The sequence below is a fragment of the Microbacterium sp. oral taxon 186 str. F0373 genome (assembly GCF_000411455.1).
In the GTDB taxonomy this organism is placed as follows: Bacteria; Actinomycetota; Actinomycetes; order Actinomycetales; family Microbacteriaceae; genus Microbacterium.
Window position 1 is genome coordinate 1,473,134 of sequence record NZ_KE150457.1, and the last position, 18,756, is coordinate 1,491,889.

The window sequence follows — 18,756 nt, forward strand, 5'->3', positions numbered from 1 at the left end:
GTTCTCGCTCAACGACCGGGGGAGGCCTCCCCCGGTCGTTGAGCGAGGCGCGCAGCGACGAGTCGAAACGCGGTGACCCCCGCCGTCAGCGGGTCGCGGCGACCGCGTCCCAGATGGCGTCGGCGACGACGCGCTTGGAGCCCGCGGCATCCGCGACCACCGAGCCCGCGGCATCCAGCAGGAGCACGCGGTTCTCGGTCGTCTCGAAGCCGTGGTCCCAGTCGACGCGGTTGACCGCGAGCAGGTCAACGCCCTTGCGCTCCCGCTTGCGGCGCCCGCGCCCCAGCAGCTCGGTGTCGTCCGCCGCCGTCTCGGCCGCGAACCCGATGACGGTCTGGCCCGGCCGCCGCGCCGCCACCATGCCCGCCAGGATGTCGGGGTTCGGCACGAGATCCAGCCGCGGCACGCCGTCCTCCTTGCGCAGCTTTTCGTGCGAGACCTCCGCGACGCGGAAGTCCGCGACCGCGGCGACCATCGCGACGACGTCGGCGGTGGCCGCGGCATCCGTCATCGCCGCCTGCAGCTCAGCGGCCGTCCTCACGTGGACGACGGCGATGCGCGAGTGGCGGGATGCCGCATCCAACACGCCCTCGTCCACGTGTGCCGCCACGAGCACGACCTCGGCGCCCCGATCGGCGGCGGCCAGGGCGAGCTGGGCCCCCTGCCGGCCGCTGGAGCGGTTGCCGAGGAACCTGACGGGATCGATCGGCTCGCGCGTGCCGCCGGTCGACACGGCGATGCGCAGCCCCGCGAGATCCGCCGGACGCGCGGCGGCGACGGCCAGCGCCGCCGCGACGATCTCCTCGGGCTCCACCATGCGCCCCGGCCCGCTGTCGCCGCCGGTGAGCGGACCGTCGGCCGGTCCCACCACGTGCACGCCGCGGGCGCGGAGGGTGGCGATGTTGGCCTGCGTGGCCGCATGCTCCCACATGGCGGTGTGCATCGCGGGGGCCACGACCACCGGAGCGGTGGTGGCGAGCAGGGTGACGCCGAGCAGTTCGTCCGCGATCCCCGCGGCCATCTTGGCGAGCGTGTTCGCGGTCGCCGGGGCGATGACGACGAGGTCCGCGGAGGTGCCCAGGGTCACGTGGCGCACGCGTGAGACGTCGTCGTGCACGCTCGTCGTGACAGGATTCCTGCTGACGGCCTCCCACGTGGTCGTCCCGACGAAGCGCAGCGAGTCCTCCGTGGGAACAACGTGCACCTCGTGTCCGTTGGTCACCAGGGCGCGCACGAGGTGCACCGTCTTGTACGCGGCGATGCCGCCCGTCACGCCCACGACAACGAACATGGTCCGATCCTCCCACGCCCGCCGGCGCGGGCACGAGGAACGGACGGAGAGGTCACGAGCACCGTGTGTACCGTCATCGTCCACGTCCCGCACGACGACGGCGCGCCCGTACGGTTGCTCGCCGTCCGTGACGAGGATCCGCAGCGCACCTGGGATCCGCTCGGCGCGTGGTGGCCCGAGCTTCCGGGGGTGAAGGGTGTGCGCGACCGTCGTGCCGGTGGCGCGTGGTTGGCGGTGGATGCCGAGGCCGGCCGCGTCGCGGTGATCCTCAACCGCGCCGACGTGCTGGTCGCCGACCCGACTGGGCAGGCGGAGCCGCCGGTCTCCCGCGGCCGGATCGTCCTCGACGCCGTCGCCGGCCGCACCCCGGACAGTCCACCGCATGCGCAGGGGTTCAACCTCGTCGAAGCGACGGCAGCCGGCGCCCGTGTCACCATGTGGGACGGCGGCGCCCTGCGGCGCGTGGACCTGACTCCGGGCATCCACATGATCGCGCACGACGACGTCGACGACGAGGCGACGGCACGCATCGCGGCGTGGCGGGATGCCTTCACCGCCCCGGATTCCGCCCACGCACGGTGGTGGGAGCCCTGGCTCGACACCCTCGAGCGCACGAGCGCGGTGGGCTCCACCGACGACCGGGCGATCGTCCGCGACAACCGACCCTTCGGCTACCCGACCCTGTCGCTGCTGGTGTGCGCCGTCTCACTGGGACCCGACGGCGTCGAGGCGCGGTACGCCGAGTTCGACGAGCCGGGACGCTGGAACCGCCCGCACCTGCACTGACCACAGCCGCCCGGATGCGGGTTTCGCGAGCGCCTTCGTGCTCGCTTCGAATCCCCGTGGCGACACCAACCCACCCGCGAACGTGATGGTACCGCCACGCCACGGCGCCGAGCTGTGGATGGCGCGCCCGCGAGGCGTTCTGCTGACCCCTGGGTCTCGCGGAGGCCGCCTCCGCGTCCGACAGCGAGAAACCACAGCCACCACGAGAAACCATGTGGTGGGGTGTTTCTCGCGTCGGAACTGGTTTCTCGTCGATGTGACGGCGGTCAGGCGGCGTCGATGTGTGCTCGCAGCTGCGACGCCGAGGAGGTGGGGCCGCCGACCTGCACGAACCCGTCGCCTCGCCGCAGGAGCAGCATCGGGTAGCTGTGGGTGCCGGCCTCGGCGAGTTCGTCCTGCTCGCGACGGGCGAGCTCCGCGACCTGCGGGTCTGACAGGTGCGCGACGACGTCCTGGGCGTCGAGTCCGTGGGCGACGGCGATATCCGCGTAGGTGCTGACCTCGGAGAGGCTCTTGCCGTCGCGGTAGAAAGCGGCCTGCATGGCTGCTGCCAACTCGAGGTCACGGCCGGGACCGGCGACGGCCCGGAGCGCCGCGAGGCCGCGAGCGGCCGCGTCGGAGTCCATCACGAGGCTTCCCTCCCGCCGGTGTGCGCGGTGTGCTCGCGTATCCGATGGTGCTTTTCCTGCGTCCGCGCCTGGAGGCGAGCTATCGTCGCGCTCTCACCCGTCAGGCGTCCGTGATCTGAGTCCGCTCCGGGCGCCGACGCAGCAGCAGGATGCCGTCCTCGAGCGTTGCCGGTCGGCCATCGGGGTCCGTCACCTCGCGGCGGCGCGTCTCGACGAGCACGTGCTCCCACGCGTCGGGGTCGAGCGCGAGCAGGCGCAGCTCCTCCTCGGGCGGCAGAAGCCGGGGCGTGTGACCGTCGCCGTGGCCGGTGGACCAGGGCGGCGCGGCGGCGTGGGAGACGACGAGAAGGTGGCCGCCGCCCGCAACGCGATCGGCTGCCGCGCGCAGGAGCGGGATCCGCGGGAAGTCCTCGTCCCACGAGTGGAGGAAGCTGGCACTGACGAGGTCGAACGTCCCGGGCGGGGCAGCGTCGGCACCGCTGCCGACGACGAACGAGAGTCGGTCGCTCAGGCCCCGCTCGGCGGCTACCGCCCTGGCGCGCCGGATCGCGGTCGGGGAGAGGTCCACCGCGGTCACACGCCATCCGCGCTCCGCGAGCCACACGGCATCCGCTCCCTCGCCGCAGCCGATCTCGAGGGCGGTGCCCGCCTCGAGATCGGCGGTGACGTCGGCCACGGCCGCGTTGACCCGTCCGGACCAGACGCTGTCGCGCTACGCGTAGCGCTGCTCCCACTCGACGGCGCGCCGCCGGGCGCTCGCGGCGACGGTGAACTCGGTGTCCTCATCGACGAGCGCGGCGTTGACGGCTGCCCCGGCCATCGAGCCGGTCGCCATCGCCACGGGCACGTTCCCGTGCGGGGCTGCGACGTTGCCGGCGGCCCACACGCGCGGATGAGACGTCGCACCCCGCCCGTCGACCGCGAGGGGTGAGCCGGGCTCGTCATGGCGCGCGAGACCGAGACCGTCGGCGAACGCGATGTCGACGACCACGCTCGGCGCGACGAAGAGCGCATCGACCTCGTGTGCGACGCCCGCGGCATCCTGCACGGCGCGCAGCGCTCCGTCGTGGGCGCGGACGGCGGTGACGGGCGTGTCGACGATGTGGATGCCGCGTGAGCGCAGCCGCGTGCGGACGGTCTCGTCGAGCGGCTCGATCGCGGCGGTGAACGCGGTGACCTCGGCGCTCCACTGGCGCACGAGCTCGATCTGATGGATGCTCAGCGCCGACGTTGCGAGCACGCCCAGCCGAGCGCCGGCGACCTCGAAGCCGTGGCAGTACGGGCAGTGCAGCACGCTGTGGCCCCACAGCTCGTCGAGCCCCGCGACAGAGGGGAGCTCGTCCCGCACTCCGGTCGCGATGATGACCGCACGAGCGGTGTCGACGGTGCCATCGACGCGCGTCAGCCGCAGCACGGCACCCTCATCACGGATGTCGGCGACAGCGCCCTTCTCGACGTGCACACCGTAGCGGTCAAGCTCGTCACGTCCGCGTGCGAGCAGCGCCTGCGGATCGATCCCGTCGTGCCCCAGCACGGCGTGCACGTGCGCGGCGAAGCGATTGCGCGGGCTGCCCTCGTCGATCGCCAGCGTCCGTCGGCGTGCACGCCCCAGCATTTGCGCGGCGCTCAGACCGGCCGCGCCGCCGCCGATGACGACGGCATCCCACTCTCTGTTCTGCATGCCTCCACTGTGGAAGGCGGCGACGCCTATTGCAATCTGAATTGCACAATTGGCAAACTAGAGGCGTGCCCTACACGCTGGATCAGGTCGGCGCTCGTCTTCGCGCGGCGCGTCAGGCGCGCGGCTGGACGTTGGAGGAGCTGGCCAGACCCGCTGGCGTCTCGGTGAGCACGCTGTCACGGCTCGAGTCGGGCAAGCGGCAGGCCTCCCTCGAGCTGCTGCTTCCGTTGACGCGTCGACTCGGCATCCGCATCGACGACCTGCTTCCCACCGAAACGCCGGACCCGCGTGTGCACCGCGCCGTGGAGCGCCGCGACGGCATGGTCATCGCGCCCCTGACGCTCGAGCAGTCCCCGGTGCAGGCGCTGAAGATCGTCTATCCGCCGATGGATGCCGCGCCCGCCGCGCGCATCCACGAGGGCTACGAGTGGCTCTACGTGCTGAGCGGACGGGTGCGGTTGGCCCTCGACGGCAGCGAGCACGTGCTCACCCCAGGGGAGGCCGCCGAGTTCGACACCCGTCTGCCGCACTCGATCAGTGCCACCGCCGAGGGCCCCGCCGAGGTGTTGAGCATCTTCAGCGCCGCCGGCGAGCGCTTCCACACGCGCCTGCCCTGACCGGCCGCAGGCACACCCCGCGGGAATGCGTGTCGCGATCGGTTGTGCGAGGCGGCGGGATGCCGCGGGTTGCGCCCCCGATTTGCGGGTGCCGCGGGACTGGCGGGAGTTGGTGTCGCGATCGGTTGTGTGAGCCGGTGGGATGCCGCGGATAGGGACCCCGATTTGCGGGTGCCGCGGGACTCGTGGGAATCGGTGTCGCGATCGGTTGTGTGAGGCGGCGGGATGCCGCGGGTCACGCCCCCGATCCGGGACTCCGGATCGGGGGCGCGGGCCGCGTCAGCCGCGGTGCGTGCGGTAGTACGACAGGAGCGCCTGGGTCGAGGCATCCTGCGCAGCCGTCGCGGCCTCGTCCCCCTCGATCGCCGGGGCGATCTGCAGGGCGAGCTGCTTGCCGAGCTCGACGCCCCACTGGTCGAAGGAGTTGATGCCCCAGACCACACCCTGCGTGAAGGTGATGTGCTCGTACAGAGCGACCAGCTCGCCGAGCACGCGCGGGGTCAGCGCCGGCGCGAAGATCGACGTCGTCGGGCGGTTGCCGGGGAACGTGCGTGCCGCCACGAGCGCGCCGGTGGTGCCCTCGGCTTCGACCTCCTCCGCCGTCTTGCCGAAGGCGAGAGCCTTGGTCTGCGCGAGGAAGTTCGCCAGGAACAGGCCGTGCACGTCGCGGCCGCCGTCGTTCAGGTCGTACGCGGGGTTCACGAAGGCGATGAAGTCCGCCGGGATCAGGCGGGTGCCCTGATGGATCAGCTGGTAGAAGGCGTGCTGACCGTTGGTGCCCGGCTCGCCCCAGAAGATCTCGCCCGTGTCGCTCGTGACCGGCGAGCCGTCCCAGCGCACGCGCTTGCCGTTGGACTCCATGGTCAGCTGCTGCAGGTACGCGGCGAAGCGGCTGAGCTGCTGGGCGTAGGGGAGCACGGCGTGCGACTGCGCGCCGAGGAAATTCGTGTACCAGACGTTGAGCAGGCCCATGAGGACCGGCACGTTGCGCGCGAACGGGGTCGTGCGCACGTGCTCGTCGATCGCGTGGAAGCCCGCGAGAAGCTCGCGGAACGCGTCCGGTCCGAGCTCGACCATCAGCGACAGGCCGATGGCGGAGTCGACCGAGTAGCGGCCGCCCACCCAGTCCCAGAATCCGAAGGCGTTGGCCGGGTCGATGCCGAAGTCGGCCACCTTGTCGAGGGCGGTCGAGACCGCGACGAAGTGGTGCGCGACGGCATCCTGCTTCTGCGCGTCGGAGCCGTCGATCGCCCCGGCGGCGGCCAGGCCCGTCCACAGCCAGTCGCGCGCGAGACGCGCGTTGGTGAGCGTCTCCAGCGTCGTGAACGTCTTCGAGGCGACGATGAACAGCGTCGTCTCGGGGTCGAGGTCCTTCGTCTTGTGCGCCAGGTCGAACGGGTCGATGTTCGAGACGAAACGCGCGCTGATCCCCGCGGTCGCATACGGCTCCAGCGCGGTCGAGATCATCGCGGGACCGAGGTCGGAGCCGCCGATACCGATGTTGACGACGTGCGTGACCGTCTTGCCGGTGACACCCTTCCACGCGCCCGAGCGCACGCGATCGGCGAAAGCGCTCATCGCGTTCAGCACGGCCTGCACATCGGCATCCACGTGCTGGCCGTCCACGACGAGTTCGGGCGTCGCTCCGGCCGGGCGTCGCAGCGCCGTGTGCAGCACGGCGCGGTCTTCCGTCGTGTTGATGTGCTCGCCGCGGAACATGGCCGCGAGGCGATCGGCCAGGTGCACGTCGTCGGCGAGGGCCAGGAGCGAGGTCAGGATGCCGTCGTCCACGAGGTTCTTCGAGAGGTCCACGTGCAGGTCGGCGGCGTCGAAGGTCAGCCGCTCGACCCGCGTCGGGTCGTCGGCGAACCAGGCGCGGAGGTCGGGGGCGAAATCCGCGGCGCGTGCGGACAGATCGGCCCAGGCGGGAGTGCGGGTGGCGTCGATGGGAGTGCTCACGCCTTTACGCTAGCGTCCGCGAGCCGGGTGTGCAGACGCGAGTCCTGTGAGAAAGGCATGGCCGGACGAGATCGATGCGCGAGCCCCGGAAACGACGGTGGGCCGGCCGTCCGAGAGGACGACCGGCCCTGCAATCCGTTGCACCGCATTCGCAGGGGGAGAGTCCTGCGTCGCCTCCTCCGGCTCATGGAGTCGGTGTCCGGATTCGGCGATGACTCACGTTATAACGGCCAGGTCACGACCGGAGGCACGTCCGCCGAGTGCATATCGTTCGCATACCGTCCTGCCAGGAAACGGTCCCGTCCTCACGATCGCAGCGAGGCGAACCCTGCCGAGACCGTCAGGCTGATCCGCCGCGGCGAATCCGGATCCACGCGCAGACGGTTCTCCACGTCCCCGGCGGCGGCGTCGGTGGACACGGCGTAGGTCGCGTCGGGCAGCACGAGAGCGAGCCGGCCCGCGCTGAGGTCCGCCGTCAGTGTCCGGGGCGCGGACCCGGTGAGGCTGCCCTCGACGGACCCGGCGCTCAGCTTGAAGCCCGCGCGATCGACTCCGGCGAGATCCACGACGAGTCGCCCGGCGGAGACGTCCGCGGTGAGCGCTGCCGCTCGCCCAGACAGCTCCATCGATCCGGCGCTCACGGTGGCGTCCACCGTCCCGTACGTGCCCTGCACCCGCAGCGCGCCGGCGCTGAGCGTGAGATCGCCGTCGAGGGCGACCCGCTCCAGCGAACGGGGGAGGGTCAGCACCGCGGTGTCGCTGCGCCCGAAGGGGCGGATCGCGCTCCACCACGTACGCTGCGTCGTGACCACGAGCCGATCGCCGTCGCGACGCAGGCGCCAGTCCGCGACGGCACCGTCGACCTCCAGCGACGCGCGGTCACCGCCGTAGACGATGCTCAGATCCGCGGCGGCCACGTCGACGGTGAGGGCGCGTACGTCCGCGGCATCCGCCGTCAGCGTGCCGCTGCCGCGCGCGGCGCCGGCGATCGCGCCGAGCGCCGAGGTGGCGAACGCGCCGAAGATCAGGGCGGCGCCGAGCGCGATCGTCAGGATCGCCACGACGCGGGCCGCCGGGCGTGGGCCGGTCGGACGCGGCGGTCCGTCGGGACGGCCGGCGGATGGCCCGCCCGCGCCGGCGGTCGGCGGAGGCGGTGTGAGGGTGGTGGTCATCGGTTCGTTCCGTTCTCCCAGTGGATGAGGGCGGCCAGCACCCGTCGGTTGCCGTGTTCGTCCTGCTCGAGGTCGAGCTTTTGGAACAGCGAGGTGATGTGCTTCTCGACGCTCGCCTCGGTGACGAACAGCGTCTGTGCGATCGCCTGGTTGCTCTTGCCTTCGGCGATCAGCGCCAGCACGCTGCGCTCGCGTTCGGTCAGCCGCTCCATGCGTGCGTCGCGTCCGCGGCGGGTGAGCAGCTGCGCGACCACTTCGGGGTCGAGGACGGTGGCGCCCGCGCCGATGCGTTCGACCGCATCGAGGAAATCGCCGACATCGGCCACGCGATCCTTCAGCAGGTAGCCCAGCGCCGCGGACTGCGTGCTGATCAGCTCGCCCGCATACCGCTCCTCGACGTATTGGCTGAGCACCAGCACGGCCACCTCCGGATGTGCGGCGCGCAGGTGCACCGCGGCGCGGATGCCTTCATCGGTGAACGTGGGCGGCAGGCGCACGTCGAGGATGCACAGATCCGGGGTGGAGGTGGCCACGGCATCCATCAGCGCCCCGGCGTCGGGGAGCGCGGCGACCACCTCGTGACCGGCGTCGTCGAGGAGGCGCACGAGACCCTCGCGCAGCAGGGTGGAATCCTCGCAGATCAGGATGCGCACGGCACACTCACCTCCAGAGCGGTCGGACCGCCGTGGGGGCTGTCGAGGCGGCTCACCCCGCCGGCTGCCGCGATCCGATGCGCGATGCCGTCGAGGCCGCCGCCGGGCAGCACGCGGGCACCGCCGACACCGTTGTCCTCGACGCGTGCCCAGAGCATCGGCGCGCCCTGATCGACGCCATCGCGTCGGCGCACCGTCACGCGCACCTCGCTGCCCCGCGAGTGCTTGGCCGCGTTGGTCAGCGACTCGGCGATGGCGAAGTAGACCGCGGCCTCGGCCGTGCGGCTGCACCGATTCGACGGGTCCCCGGAGGCATCGGGCAGACGCACGTCGAGGGTCACGGGGACGTGCGATCGTGCGGCCAGGGCGCTGAGGGCGGCATCCAGGCCCCGGTCGTCGAGGACGGAGGCGTGGATGCCGCGGGCCAGCTGGCGCAGCTCGGTGATCGCCGCCTTGGTCGAGGTGTGGGCTTCGTCGATCAGCGCCTTGGCCGCGGCAGGATCGCTGTCGATCTTCTGCTGGGCCAGCCCCAGCGTCATCCCCACCGAGACGAGTCGCGGCTGGACGCCGTCGTGGAGGTCGCGTTCGATGCGCGTGCGCTCCAGTTCGCCGGAGCGCACCGCGCTCTCGCGCTGCGTGCCGGCGGCGCGGGCCTGCTCCACGAGCACCGCTTCACGGCTCGGCACGAGGACCGCCCGGGTGAGCACCGCATGCAGGAGCGCAGCGCCGATCAGCAGCGCGAGGCTGACGATGATGCCCACGATGCCGACCGGGATGGCCGCCTCGATGCCGATCTGCACATCCGTGGCGGGGATGCGCGCGGCATCCTCGCCGATCAGCGGTGCGAAAAGCAGCACCACGCTCGAGGACAGCGCCCCGACGATCGGCAGCACGATGAGTCCGAGGATCGTCGAGATGCCAGCCGAGGCGACGCCGCGCCACATGGGGCCGTCGGTGAACTGCTGCCAGAGCGTCCGCAGCCATCCGGAGAACCCGGGCTGGGCGCTGTGGCGCACCGTCAGCGCGGGCAGGTCGTAGCCGTAGAGGCCGTCGACCCGTGCGTACTCGAGCCACGCCGTGGCCCACGTCGCGTAGAGGAACGCGACCAGGAACAACGCCCCGACCCCGAGAGCGGGGAGGAGCCCGACGCCGAGGCTCAACAGCAGCAGGAGCAGGCTGAAGATCGCGGTGCCCGCCAGCCCCATCGCCGCCAGCTGGGCGATGGCGCCGAGATGGGCGAGAAGTCCGATACGGCGGGCCGGCACCGTTGACGCAGGCGGCGGGGGTGCGGCGTGTGGCACGGATGCCGGGGGCAGGGCGGCGGTCTCTGACATGACTCCACGCTAGGGCGCGCCACGGCGCGGACGCAGGGAGCGGTCCCCCGAATCGGGGTGGGGTTATCCCCACCGGCCGGCTCCGCGCCGAGGGAGGGCGTGCGGGAGGATGGAGGAATGAGCGTCCGCGACATCCGCCTGATCGCCGTCGACATGGACGGGACGCTGCTGCGGCCCGACGGATCGGTGCCCGACGGACTCTGGCCGCTGCTGGACCGGCTGCGCGAGCGCGGCATCGCGTTCGCCCCGGCCAGCGGTCGTCAGCTGGCGACGCTGCAGCAGACGTTCGCCGCCGTCGACGGCGAGCTCGACTACATCGCCGAAAACGGCGCGTATGTGGTCCGCGGCGACGTCGAGGTCAGCTCCGACGCGGTGGATCCGGCGGTCGCGGCATCCGTCGTCTCGCGCCTGCGCGACGCTGTCGCGGCGGGGACCCTTCGCGCCGGGCTCGTGCTGTGCGGCAAGAGGTCGGCGTACGTCGAGGACACCGCTCCTCGCTTCCTCGCGGAGGTCGAGAAGTACTACGCGCGTCGGGAGGTCGTGGCCGATCTGCTCACCGTGGACGATCAGATCCTCAAGCTCGCGATCTACGACCTCGACGGCGGAGAGGAGCACTCCGCGCCCGCCTTCGCCGATCTCGCCCAGACCCACCGGGTCGTCGTCTCCGGTCACCACTGGGTCGACATCATGAACGCGACCGTCAACAAGGGGGTCGCGCTGCGAGCGCTGCAGGATGCGCTCGGTGTGACGGCCGAGCAGACCGCCGCGTTCGGCGACTACCTCAACGATCTCGAGATGCTCGGTGCCGCGCACTGGTCGTACGCCATGGCCGACGCCCACCCGGATGTCGCGGCCGTCGCGCGGTTCCGGGCGCCCTCGAATGCGGATGCCGGGGTGCTGACGGTCATCGAGGAGCTGATCGCACCGTGAGCGTGCGCCGGGCGTAGCCTGGAGGCATGGTCATGATCCCCACGGTCGCGCTCAACGACGGCACGTCCTTTCCCGAGCTCGGTTTCGGCACCTACAAACTGCAGGGCGAGGACGGTGTCGCCGCGATCGAGGCGGCCATCGGCGCGGGCTATCGCCTGCTCGACTCGGCCGTGAACTACGAGAACGAGACCGAGGTCGGCGAGGCGGTCCGCCGCAGCGGCATTCGCGACGAGCTCATCGTGACGACGAAGATCCCGGGCCGCGACCACGGCTACGACCAGGCGATCCGCAGCGCCCACGCCTCCCTTGAGCGTCTCGGCCTGGAGCGCATCGATCTCTACCTCATCCACTGGCCGAATCCCAGCGTCGGCCGCTACGTCGAGACGTTCCGCGCGATGGTCGACTTGCGAAGCGAGGGCAAGGTCGGCTCGGTCGGTGTCTCCAACTTCACGCCGGCGATGCTCTCCCGGCTGATCGACGAGACGGGCGTGGTGCCGGCGGTCAATCAGGTCGAGATGCACCCGTACTTCCCCCAGGCCGCGCTGCGCGCCTTCCATGCCGCTCACGGCATCCGCACGGAGAGCTGGAGTCCGCTGGCCCGGCGCAGCGAGCTGCTCGGCGAGCACGTGGTCGCCGATGTCGCCGCCGCGCACGGGGTCACGCCCACCCAGGCCGTGCTGCGCTGGCACACCCAGCTCGGCTCGACCCCGATCCCGAAGTCGGCGACGCCGGCGCGTCAGCGTGAGAATGCGGATGTCTTCGGCTTCACGTTGACCGATGACGAGATGGCGGCACTCAGCTCCCTGGAGCGGGGTCGTCTGTGGGGCGGGGACCCCGAGACGCACGAGGAGATGTGAGCTTCCGCGCGAGCAGGCGGTCGCATCCCACGACGACATAGCCGACCGCGACGAGCCCCACGGTCAGCCCGCCGATCCACAGCGCGACGCCGCCGACCCCGTGTTTCGCGACGTTCATGAACGGGTACGGCACGCTCGTGCCGCCCGCGAGCCGGCCCCGACCGCGCTGTAGGTGTACGCGAACGCGACATACGCGAACGGGATGAGCACCCACAGCAGCGGGTCGTGGCGGCGCAGATGACCCTTGGGGACGAACAGCGCCCAGTCGAGGATCGGCGTGACGATGTGGACGAGATTGTCGGTGAGGGTGAACGGCCGGTAGGTGCCCGGCTGGGTGAACAGCGCGGGCGCGAGCACGAAGAGGTAGATCAGCATCGTGACGGTGATCGTCTGCATCACCGCCGCCGCCGCCCGGGGCGACGGGGTCGACGTTCCGCTCCAGCCGTCGTGCTGCGCATCGCGGAGTGTGGCGAGGGCGGAAAGGACCATCCATCCCAGACACAGCACGTTGCTCAGCACCGTGTAGTACAGGAAGGCCGACCAGTTGGGACTCGCCGTCCACAGCCCCGACACGCGGGCGATGCCGATCACGATCACGAGCGCCGCCACGGCGCGGTAGCCGAAGGCGAGGATGCGTGAGCGCGCGATCATTCGCTCGTGTGAGGGCTCACGCTCACAGTTGCGCGCCGTCGTCCCACGGGTCCTCGAGCTCAGGCGTGCGTCCGCGCCACGATTCGTACGCGATGAGCCAGCCGATCGAGACGATCACGGCCAACAGCACGCCGAGCAGCACGTTCTGCATGATGAGTCCGAACAGCACTCCCGCGCCGAGCAGCACCACGGTTCCGATCAACCAGCCGATGCGGCCGCGTGGCCATCCTCTGTGGGGCATGGCACCAGCGTAGAAGGTCGGCCCGGTGTCATCGCCCGCGGTGGTCCTCCGGTGCGAAGCGGGGACCGCGGCGCGGTTCGAGCCGGCCGCTCAGCCCGATCAGTCTGATCACGCGTTGACGGTGCCCACGCCAGGGCTCCAGCAGCTCGAGCATCCCGTCGTCGTCGACGCGGCGACCGGTCAGGGCGTAGCCCACCTGGTGGGAGAGGTGGTAGTCGCCGACGCTGACGGCATCGGGATCGCCGAAGGCGCGGATGCGCATCTCCGCGCTGGTCCACGCCCCGATGCCGCGGAGGCCCGTCACGGCGCTGTCGGCGGATGCCGGGTCGCGAGCGGCCCGCTCGATCGAGGTGCGCCGGGCGGCCGCCTGCACGATCGTCCGCGACTGCGGCGGTTCGAGTCCGGCGCGGTGCCACGTCCAGCTCGGGATGAGGTGCCAGTCGGCCGGGGGCGCGAACATCGGCCGGGGCGTCGGGCCAGGTGCGCGCTCGCCGCACCAGGTGAGGATCATCCGCCAGGCGCCGAAGGCCTGCAGCCCCGTCACCTTCTGCTCGAACACGGCGCTGATCAGCGCGTCGAAGACGAGGTCGGTGCGACCGAGCCGCAGATCGCCATGCCGGTGATGGGTGTCGGAGATGAGCGGATGTCGGTGGGGTTCGAAACCGGCCGGGTCGTCGTCGGCGCCGCACAGTCGCGGCAGCTGCTCCAGCGTCCAGGCGGCACCGGCCCCCCAGGCCGCGGCACGGACGCGGTCGCGGTCGATGCGCAACGCCAGGGTCGCAACACCCTCGGGCGTGCGCGTGGCCCGCCAGATCACACCCTGGTGCTCGAGCTGCGACGGATCATGCGCGCCGCGCTGCTGGGGGCGCACGGCGCGCGCGACGTCGGTGGGTACGCGCGGCCGGTACTCGCTTTCGAGGGGTCGAGGGGAAGGCTGACGCGGGTCGCGTGTCGCCGGCGGCGCAGCGCGCAGCGGCATCCTCTCCCGCGTGGTCATGCCGTCACCCTATGTCAGGGCCTCCGACATCCCGACGCGCGCGGCGTGGATGCGGATCAGAAGCGGTCGGGCGAGGGGGCGCCGTGGCCATAGCGGATGACGACGTCGGCGTGGCGGTCGAAGCGGTAGCCGATGCCGCGGACGGTGCGCACGATGTCCTCGTAGCGGCCGAGCTTGGAGCGCAGGCGGCGCACGTGCACGTCGATCGTGCGTTCGCCGGGTGCCTCCTCGGCATCCGCGTGGCTCCAGAGCGACGACACCAGCTCGGCACGCTCGATCGTGCGGCCCTCGCGGAGCACGAGGTACTGCAGCAGCTCGAACTCCTTGAAGGTGAGCTGCGCGGTCTCGCCCTCGATGTGCACGCGGCGGCGGGAGATGTCGATCGTCACCCCTCCGGGAACGTGGTCGTCCTCGGGCTCGTCCTGCTTCGTGCGGGCGACGGCGCTCGGCTCGTGGAGCGCGAGGCGCACGACGTCGACGTCACGGCCACCGGCGGACGCGGGGGCCAGGGCGACCGTGGCATAGGTCTCGGCGTGGGGGGCGAGTTCGCCGAGCGTGCGGCGCAGAGCTTCGACGAGCGTGGAGAGCGAGACGCCGTCTGCCGCCGCCTTCGCCTCGTCGATGCCGACGTAGAGAGCGAAGCCGCGCGGCGCGGTGCCGACCGGGACGGTGCCGGTGGCGGGGGTCGCCGCGCTCGCGGCCGGGGCGGCCACGGCGGGACGCTGCGGCACGTCCGAGACGGCGCGCAGGTGACGGACGGGAGCGGGCGAGGCGAGAAGAGCGGTGTTCGACACGGGAATGTCCTTCGGGGCGGAACCCGGGGCGTGCGGCCCAGGAGCGGGTTCGGGTGTGTGTTGCGTGAGGCCCGGTGCGAGATCCGCATCGGATGGGATGCGAGGGCCTGTGCGAGACAGCCGGCGTTCGCGTTGTGCGCGGCGCGGTGCTCGGGGGGTGGCGGCCGGCTGACGGAGGTGGGTCAGCGTCGGCGGGCGCACCCGGCGGGGTTCACCGTCAGTGGCACATTCGGCAACACATGGCAACGCGCGGCATCATCATGATGCCGGCATGTCCGTTCGCCTCCAGGGCGGACAGAGTGCGTGCGTTGTCAGTCATGGGCCTGATTATGACGAATCGCGTCGCGATGTGTCAAACCGCACGGATGCCGCCGTCACAAGATGACGGAATGTGACAGAGTGCATGGTCGTGAACGCCCCGACGACGCCGCCCGCCCGCATCCGCATCGTCGGGACCTCGGGCTCGGGCAAGTCGCGGCTGGCGGAGGACGTCGCGGCGCGGATGCATATCGCCCGGCTCGAACTGGACGCTGTGTTCTGGGATGCGGGGTGGACCTACCGCAACCTCGAGGAGGCTCGGGGACGCGTGCGAGCGTTCCTCGCCGCGCACCCCGAGGGGTGGGTCGCGGACGGCAACTGGAACTCACGGCTGGGCGGTCTCATGGAGCCTGGTACCGCCGGCGGGGCCGACGTCGTGGTGTGGGTCGACCACCCGCGTCGCGTCGTGATGTGGCGGGTGCTCCGGCGAACCCTTCGTCGCGGCATCCTGCGCGAAGAGCTCTGGCACGGCAACCGCGAGAGCGTGCGCTCGTGGCTGAAATGGGAGCCGGAGGACAACATCATCCGCTGGGCCTGGACGAGCTATCCGGGCATGCGCCGGCGGATGGAGGCACGGATCACCGCGGGCGACCCCGTGCGGCGGCTGCGGGGCCAGCGCGAGGTCGACGACTGGGTGCGCTCGCTTGCCGCCGGTCCCGCGGCGTAGCCCCGCGCCCGTCCCATCCCCGCCCCGCCCCCTGCGCCCCGGCGTAGCGTAGAGATATGACAGAAACCGCCGACGAGCTGTCGTTCAGCAACGAGCCCGACGCGTCGCGCTACACGCTGCGCCGAGGGGAGCAGATCGTGAGCGCGCTGGACTACCGCGACGACGGCCGCACCGTCGCGATGACGCGGGCGTACACCGTGCCGACTTTCCGGGGTCACGGCTACGCGGCAGAGGTCGTCTCCCGGGCCGTCGACGACGTCGCCGCTCGAGGCGATCGCGTCATCAGCCCGGTGTGCTGGTATGTCGCCGACTGGTTCGCGGCGCATCCCGAGCGCCGGTCGCTGTTGGCGCCTCCGCGAGGGGCGTGACCGATCGTCTCCTAGCTTCCCGCCGCCGGCCCCGTCAAGGGTCTGGCCGGTCGCCGCACGGCCCCGCACAGTGGGGACGACCGATGTGAGGAGAAGCCATGAGCACCGATCGAGATGAACTCCCGGACGGCGTGGTCAATGCCGAACCGGCCGGAGGCTGGGAGAGCGGGGACGTCGCCGATGACGAGACGCGCGCGGCCTCCGAGCGAGCCGGAGAAGCCGTGGACGGTGCGCCCGACGGGTTCGTGGAGAGCGCGGAGATCCAGGCCGGACTCGATCCCGACCTGCGCACCGACGAGCAGGCTAGCGACGACGAGGACGAGGAGGCGCTGCGATGAGCGACGCGGACGACACCACGCCAGACGGGGCGCAGGATGAGCCCCGTCTCGACCTTCACTCGACATCGGATCAGGAGCGCCTCGATGGGCTGATCGCCCAGCTGCGCGCCGACGTCGCCGGTCAGAACGCGGCCACCGTCGACAAGGCCGTTCGCGGTCGCCTCGCCGAGACCGGGGTACCCGCCGAGGAGGAGGTCATCCTCGCGCTGATCGCCGAGCTCGCAGCGGACGAATCCGCGGACTGAGCGCACGCGGCGGGCGCCCGTCGACGCGCGTCACTGCTCCGACAGCCACCGGCCCAGCTCCCGGGCAGTCGGTTCCGCCGTGCGGATGAGCGTCTCGTGACGGTGGCCCTCGACGACGAAGCCGCGCGAGTCCGGGATGGCGGCGACGACCTCATCGAACCACTCGGGGGGAACGACGACGTCGGATTCGCCCCGCACCATGAGGGTGGGTGCCGAGACCCGAGCGTAGGCGGCTTCGGGGCGGTGGGTGAGCATCGCCCGCATCTTGCGCCGGAGGTTCGGTCCCGCCCGCAGATACTCGCGGGCACCCAGCAGCAGCACCTTCGGGCTTTCTCCCCAGAGATCGCGCGCCAAGCGCCACAGCTGACGTAGCGCGCGGCGGCGATGGCGGTCGACGGTGGGGGCGACCAGGACGAGGCGGTCGACCGTGTCGGGGTGTCGGGCCGCGGTTTCGGCGACGACCTGCGTGCCCATCGAGTGCCCGAGCAGCACGACCGGACCGCGTCCCAGATGGCGCAGATACGCCGCGACGAGGTCGGCCATGCGCTCGATCGTGGGCGTGCGCGTCGGCTCCGGGGCGTCGCCGTAGCCGGGCAGGTCCAGGGCCACCACGAGCGCTTCGTTCTCCAGGTGGCGCACCAGATCTGCGAACACCTTGCGGCCCATGCCGATCCCGTGCACCAGCACCACCGTGCACGCCGACGCGGCATCGCCGCGACGCTCCGCCACGACGCTCGCGCCGCCGTGTGCGAAAACCTCGATGCGCCCGGCATCGGTGGGCACGCCCGTGATCTCGTCGATCGCGCGATCGACGGCATCCGTCAGCTGCGAGACTGCCTCCGCGGCGGCATCCACGGGAGACTCGGGCGTTCGGTCGGCGCAGTGCATGGATCGAGAGTAGTGATGCGCGGCGCGTGCCGACGGCTCCCGGCGGATGGAGTGTGAAACGATGAGGCATCCGCTCCTGAGCGCGTGAGGACTCCGTCGGAACGGTCACGTCGACGCAACGTCGGTGCGGAGCTTGCCAGGGGAAAGGCGCAGATGGCTGATCAGTCCGGCCGAGGGTGGGCCAAACCCAGTATCTACGACGTGGCGAATCACGCCGGCGTCTCGCACATGACCGTTTCGCGCGTGCTCAACGGTCATCCCAACATCCGCGAATCCACCCGCGTGCGCGTCCTGCAGGCGATCGACGAGATGCAGTACACGCGCAGCTCCATCGCTCGCGCCCTCGCGACGAGCAAGTCCATGCGCATCGGTGTTCTCGTCGACAGTCCGGTGCAGTGGGGGCCGAACAGCACCCTGCGCGCGATCGAGGAGGCCGCCCGCGCGAGCGCGTACTCGGTGAGTGTCTTCTCGACGTCCGACGAGGATGCCGCGACGATCTCGACCGGCATCGCCGATCTCGTGGCGCAGGGCATTGACGCCCTGTGCGTCATCGCGCCGCGCTCGTCGGCGCTGGAGCTGTTCCGTGAGCACAGCTCGAACATGCCCACGCTCGTGATCAAGGCCGAGCCCGATCCCCACCTGCACACGGTGGCCGTCGACCAGTACACCGGCGCGCGCATGGCCGTCGCGCACCTCATCGGACTCGGCCACCGCACGATCGCTCACGTCGCCGGTCCCCTGGACTGGTACGACGCGCGCGCCCGCTGGCAGGGGTGGCGCGATGAGCTGGAGGCGGCAGGGCTGGGGGAAGGTCCGATGGTGCAGGGGGATTGGACCTCTGACCGCGGCTATGAGATCGGACGGTCCCGACAGCTCGCCGGGGCCACGGCCGTCTTCGCCGCCAATGACCAGATGGCTCTGGGGGCCGTGCACGGCCTCGTAGAACGGGGCCTACGCGTTCCCGAGGACATCAGCGTCGTCGGATTCGACGACCTGCCCGACGCCCGTCATTTCCTGCCGCCGCTGACGACGGTGCGGCAGGACTTCGCGTCTCTCGGTGCCCTCGCGCTCCGGCTGATCATCGCCGCCATCGACGGGGACGACACCGCGATGCATGCCTTGATCGCCCCGGAGCTGGTGCTGCGCGCATCGACCGCAGCCGCCGTCCGCTGAGGCTGTCTTCCTCCGCCGCGGGGCGTCACTGTTCGCGGTAACAAAAGAGTAACGAAAGGCTCGGGGGAGTCGATGCCACTTGTGCTCGGGAATTGTTAGCGCGCACAATCGGAGTGCAGCATCCCATGCGCCCCCCGGGGCACCACACACATCCACCGCAACCGTCG

General features: G+C 71.3%; 22 protein-coding genes. 9 read left to right on the forward strand and 13 right to left on the reverse strand.

Annotated features, from left to right (window positions below):
- Positions 1 to 85 precede the first annotated feature (85 nt).
- On the reverse strand, positions 86 to 1,291 hold the full coding sequence (gene coaBC / locus HMPREF1529_RS06890; RefSeq protein ID WP_016464262.1) for a bifunctional phosphopantothenoylcysteine decarboxylase/phosphopantothenate--cysteine ligase CoaBC: 1,206 nt from the start codon (positions 1,289 to 1,291) through the stop codon (positions 86 to 88).
- A 63-nt stretch (positions 1,292 to 1,354) separates the two neighbouring features.
- Between coaBC and HMPREF1529_RS06895 the strand changes: the two genes are divergently transcribed.
- Positions 1,355 to 2,077, forward strand: coding sequence for an NRDE family protein (locus tag HMPREF1529_RS06895; RefSeq protein ID WP_016464263.1), 723 nt, complete (start codon positions 1,355 to 1,357; stop codon positions 2,075 to 2,077).
- A gap of 266 nt (positions 2,078 to 2,343) precedes the next feature.
- On the opposite strand, the gene HMPREF1529_RS06900 is transcribed toward HMPREF1529_RS06895, so the two are convergent.
- From HMPREF1529_RS06900 to HMPREF1529_RS16285, 3 genes are all read right to left on the reverse strand, one after another.
- The gene (locus tag HMPREF1529_RS06900) at positions 2,344 to 2,703 is read right to left on the reverse strand and encodes a hypothetical protein (RefSeq protein WP_005049724.1); all 360 of its coding nucleotides are present in this window, start codon (positions 2,701 to 2,703) and stop codon (positions 2,344 to 2,346) included.
- 103 nt (positions 2,704 to 2,806) lie between these two features.
- A complete protein-coding gene (locus HMPREF1529_RS16280; RefSeq protein ID WP_016464264.1) occupies positions 2,807 to 3,382 on the reverse strand; it encodes an SAM-dependent methyltransferase in 576 nt (191 codons plus the stop codon).
- Between the two features lie 36 nt (positions 3,383 to 3,418).
- Complete coding sequence (locus HMPREF1529_RS16285; RefSeq protein ID WP_016464265.1) at positions 3,419 to 4,387, reverse strand: NAD(P)/FAD-dependent oxidoreductase; 969 nt, start codon at positions 4,385 to 4,387, stop codon at positions 3,419 to 3,421.
- Between the two features lie 65 nt (positions 4,388 to 4,452).
- Here HMPREF1529_RS16285 and HMPREF1529_RS06915 point away from each other — a divergent pair, with 65 nt between their 5' ends.
- Positions 4,453 to 5,004, forward strand: coding sequence for a helix-turn-helix domain-containing protein (locus HMPREF1529_RS06915; RefSeq protein ID WP_005049727.1), 552 nt, complete (start codon positions 4,453 to 4,455; stop codon positions 5,002 to 5,004).
- 279 nt (positions 5,005 to 5,283) lie between these two features.
- Here HMPREF1529_RS06915 and pgi read toward each other — a convergent pair whose 3' ends face one another.
- The 4 genes from pgi to HMPREF1529_RS06935 form a co-directional block, all read right to left on the reverse strand.
- Complete coding sequence (gene pgi / locus HMPREF1529_RS06920) at positions 5,284 to 6,963, reverse strand: glucose-6-phosphate isomerase (protein WP_016464266.1); 1,680 nt, start codon at positions 6,961 to 6,963, stop codon at positions 5,284 to 5,286.
- A gap of 305 nt (positions 6,964 to 7,268) precedes the next feature.
- Positions 7,269 to 8,135, reverse strand: coding sequence for a hypothetical protein (locus HMPREF1529_RS06925; RefSeq protein ID WP_016464267.1), 867 nt, complete (start codon positions 8,133 to 8,135; stop codon positions 7,269 to 7,271).
- Positions 8,132 to 8,788: a response regulator gene (locus HMPREF1529_RS06930; protein WP_016464268.1), complete on the reverse strand. Its 657-nt coding sequence runs from the start codon at positions 8,786 to 8,788 to the stop codon at positions 8,132 to 8,134. Before HMPREF1529_RS06930 ends, HMPREF1529_RS06925 begins: the two co-directional genes overlap by 4 nt.
- On the reverse strand, positions 8,776 to 10,122 hold the full coding sequence (locus HMPREF1529_RS06935) for a sensor histidine kinase (protein ID WP_016464269.1): 1,347 nt from the start codon (positions 10,120 to 10,122) through the stop codon (positions 8,776 to 8,778). Before HMPREF1529_RS06935 ends, HMPREF1529_RS06930 begins: the two co-directional genes overlap by 13 nt.
- A 117-nt stretch (positions 10,123 to 10,239) precedes the next feature.
- Between HMPREF1529_RS06935 and HMPREF1529_RS06940 the strand changes: the two genes are divergently transcribed.
- Together HMPREF1529_RS06940 and HMPREF1529_RS06945 are read left to right on the forward strand one after the other, a co-directional pair.
- Positions 10,240 to 11,052, forward strand: a complete 813-nt coding sequence (locus HMPREF1529_RS06940; protein WP_016464270.1) for a Cof-type HAD-IIB family hydrolase — start codon at positions 10,240 to 10,242, stop codon at positions 11,050 to 11,052.
- Between the two features lie 26 nt (positions 11,053 to 11,078).
- The gene (locus HMPREF1529_RS06945) at positions 11,079 to 11,909 is read left to right on the forward strand and encodes an aldo/keto reductase (protein WP_036282796.1); all 831 of its coding nucleotides are present in this window, start codon (positions 11,079 to 11,081) and stop codon (positions 11,907 to 11,909) included.
- A gap of 114 nt (positions 11,910 to 12,023) precedes the next feature.
- Here HMPREF1529_RS06945 and HMPREF1529_RS06950 read toward each other — a convergent pair whose 3' ends face one another.
- From HMPREF1529_RS06950 to HMPREF1529_RS06965, 4 genes are read right to left on the reverse strand one after another with little or no spacing between them, the layout of a single operon-like run.
- Positions 12,024 to 12,560 (reverse strand): Pr6Pr family membrane protein, encoded by a 537-nt coding sequence (locus HMPREF1529_RS06950; protein WP_016464273.1) that lies wholly within the window; start codon positions 12,558 to 12,560, stop codon positions 12,024 to 12,026.
- A 22-nt stretch (positions 12,561 to 12,582) separates the two neighbouring features.
- On the reverse strand, positions 12,583 to 12,801 hold the full coding sequence (locus tag HMPREF1529_RS06955; protein ID WP_005049738.1) for a hypothetical protein: 219 nt from the start codon (positions 12,799 to 12,801) through the stop codon (positions 12,583 to 12,585).
- A gap of 28 nt (positions 12,802 to 12,829) precedes the next feature.
- On the reverse strand, positions 12,830 to 13,798 hold the full coding sequence (locus HMPREF1529_RS06960) for a DNA-3-methyladenine glycosylase family protein (RefSeq protein ID WP_016464274.1): 969 nt from the start codon (positions 13,796 to 13,798) through the stop codon (positions 12,830 to 12,832).
- A gap of 56 nt (positions 13,799 to 13,854) precedes the next feature.
- Positions 13,855 to 14,592, reverse strand: a complete 738-nt coding sequence (locus HMPREF1529_RS06965) for a winged helix-turn-helix domain-containing protein (RefSeq protein ID WP_005049740.1) — start codon at positions 14,590 to 14,592, stop codon at positions 13,855 to 13,857.
- A 403-nt stretch (positions 14,593 to 14,995) separates the two neighbouring features.
- Between HMPREF1529_RS06965 and HMPREF1529_RS06970 the strand changes: the two genes are divergently transcribed.
- The 4 genes from HMPREF1529_RS06970 to HMPREF1529_RS06985 all read left to right on the forward strand — a co-directional run bounded on the left by HMPREF1529_RS06970 (position 14,996) and on the right by HMPREF1529_RS06985 (position 16,528).
- On the forward strand, positions 14,996 to 15,577 hold the full coding sequence (locus HMPREF1529_RS06970) for a hypothetical protein (protein ID WP_016464275.1): 582 nt from the start codon (positions 14,996 to 14,998) through the stop codon (positions 15,575 to 15,577).
- A gap of 56 nt (positions 15,578 to 15,633) precedes the next feature.
- Positions 15,634 to 15,945 carry a GNAT family N-acetyltransferase gene (locus tag HMPREF1529_RS06975; protein ID WP_016464276.1) on the forward strand — a complete coding sequence of 104 codons (312 nt, stop codon included), beginning with the start codon at positions 15,634 to 15,636 and terminating at the stop codon, positions 15,943 to 15,945.
- Between the two features lie 98 nt (positions 15,946 to 16,043).
- Positions 16,044 to 16,283, forward strand: a complete 240-nt coding sequence (locus HMPREF1529_RS06980; RefSeq protein WP_016464277.1) for a hypothetical protein — start codon at positions 16,044 to 16,046, stop codon at positions 16,281 to 16,283.
- Complete coding sequence (locus HMPREF1529_RS06985) at positions 16,280 to 16,528, forward strand: hypothetical protein (protein ID WP_016464278.1); 249 nt, start codon at positions 16,280 to 16,282, stop codon at positions 16,526 to 16,528. Before HMPREF1529_RS06980 ends, HMPREF1529_RS06985 begins: the two co-directional genes overlap by 4 nt.
- A gap of 30 nt (positions 16,529 to 16,558) precedes the next feature.
- Here the strand turns inward: HMPREF1529_RS06985 and HMPREF1529_RS06990 are convergent, their stop codons facing one another.
- Positions 16,559 to 17,416, reverse strand: a complete 858-nt coding sequence (locus HMPREF1529_RS06990) for an alpha/beta fold hydrolase (RefSeq protein ID WP_232212076.1) — start codon at positions 17,414 to 17,416, stop codon at positions 16,559 to 16,561.
- 201 nt (positions 17,417 to 17,617) lie between these two features.
- Between HMPREF1529_RS06990 and HMPREF1529_RS06995 the strand changes: the two genes are divergently transcribed.
- Entirely contained in the window at positions 17,618 to 18,589 is a 972-nt protein-coding gene (locus HMPREF1529_RS06995) for a LacI family DNA-binding transcriptional regulator (RefSeq protein WP_232212077.1), read from the forward strand.
- Positions 18,590 to 18,756 lie beyond the last annotated feature (167 nt).

What these genes read in the sequence shown, in the direction of transcription:
- coaBC (WP_016464262.1), bottom strand. Translation starts at nt 1,291, where the DNA reads ATGTTCGTTGTCGTGGGCGTGACGGGCGGCATCGCCGCGTACAAGACG.
- HMPREF1529_RS06900 (WP_005049724.1), bottom strand. Translation starts at nt 2,703, where the DNA reads ATGGACTCCGACGCGGCCGCTCGCGGCCTCGCGGCGCTCCGGGCCGTC.
- HMPREF1529_RS16285 (WP_016464265.1), bottom strand. Translation starts at nt 4,387, where the DNA reads ATGCAGAACAGAGAGTGGGATGCCGTCGTCATCGGCGGCGGCGCGGCC.
- HMPREF1529_RS06925 (WP_016464267.1), bottom strand. Translation starts at nt 8,135, where the DNA reads ATGACCACCACCCTCACACCGCCTCCGCCGACCGCCGGCGCGGGCGGG.
- HMPREF1529_RS06935 (WP_016464269.1), bottom strand. Translation starts at nt 10,122, where the DNA reads ATGTCAGAGACCGCCGCCCTGCCCCCGGCATCCGTGCCACACGCCGCA.
- HMPREF1529_RS06940 (WP_016464270.1), top strand. Translation starts at nt 10,240, where the DNA reads ATGAGCGTCCGCGACATCCGCCTGATCGCCGTCGACATGGACGGGACG.
- HMPREF1529_RS06945 (WP_036282796.1), top strand. Translation starts at nt 11,079, where the DNA reads ATGGTCATGATCCCCACGGTCGCGCTCAACGACGGCACGTCCTTTCCC.
- HMPREF1529_RS06950 (WP_016464273.1), bottom strand. Translation starts at nt 12,560, where the DNA reads ATGATCGCGCGCTCACGCATCCTCGCCTTCGGCTACCGCGCCGTGGCG.
- HMPREF1529_RS06955 (WP_005049738.1), bottom strand. Translation starts at nt 12,801, where the DNA reads ATGCCCCACAGAGGATGGCCACGCGGCCGCATCGGCTGGTTGATCGGA.
- HMPREF1529_RS06960 (WP_016464274.1), bottom strand. Translation starts at nt 13,798, where the DNA reads ATGACCACGCGGGAGAGGATGCCGCTGCGCGCTGCGCCGCCGGCGACA.
- HMPREF1529_RS06970 (WP_016464275.1), top strand. Translation starts at nt 14,996, where the DNA reads ATGGTCGTGAACGCCCCGACGACGCCGCCCGCCCGCATCCGCATCGTC.
- HMPREF1529_RS06975 (WP_016464276.1), top strand. Translation starts at nt 15,634, where the DNA reads ATGACAGAAACCGCCGACGAGCTGTCGTTCAGCAACGAGCCCGACGCG.
- HMPREF1529_RS06980 (WP_016464277.1), top strand. Translation starts at nt 16,044, where the DNA reads ATGAGCACCGATCGAGATGAACTCCCGGACGGCGTGGTCAATGCCGAA.
- HMPREF1529_RS06985 (WP_016464278.1), top strand. Translation starts at nt 16,280, where the DNA reads ATGAGCGACGCGGACGACACCACGCCAGACGGGGCGCAGGATGAGCCC.
- HMPREF1529_RS06990 (WP_232212076.1), bottom strand. Translation starts at nt 17,416, where the DNA reads ATGCACTGCGCCGACCGAACGCCCGAGTCTCCCGTGGATGCCGCCGCG.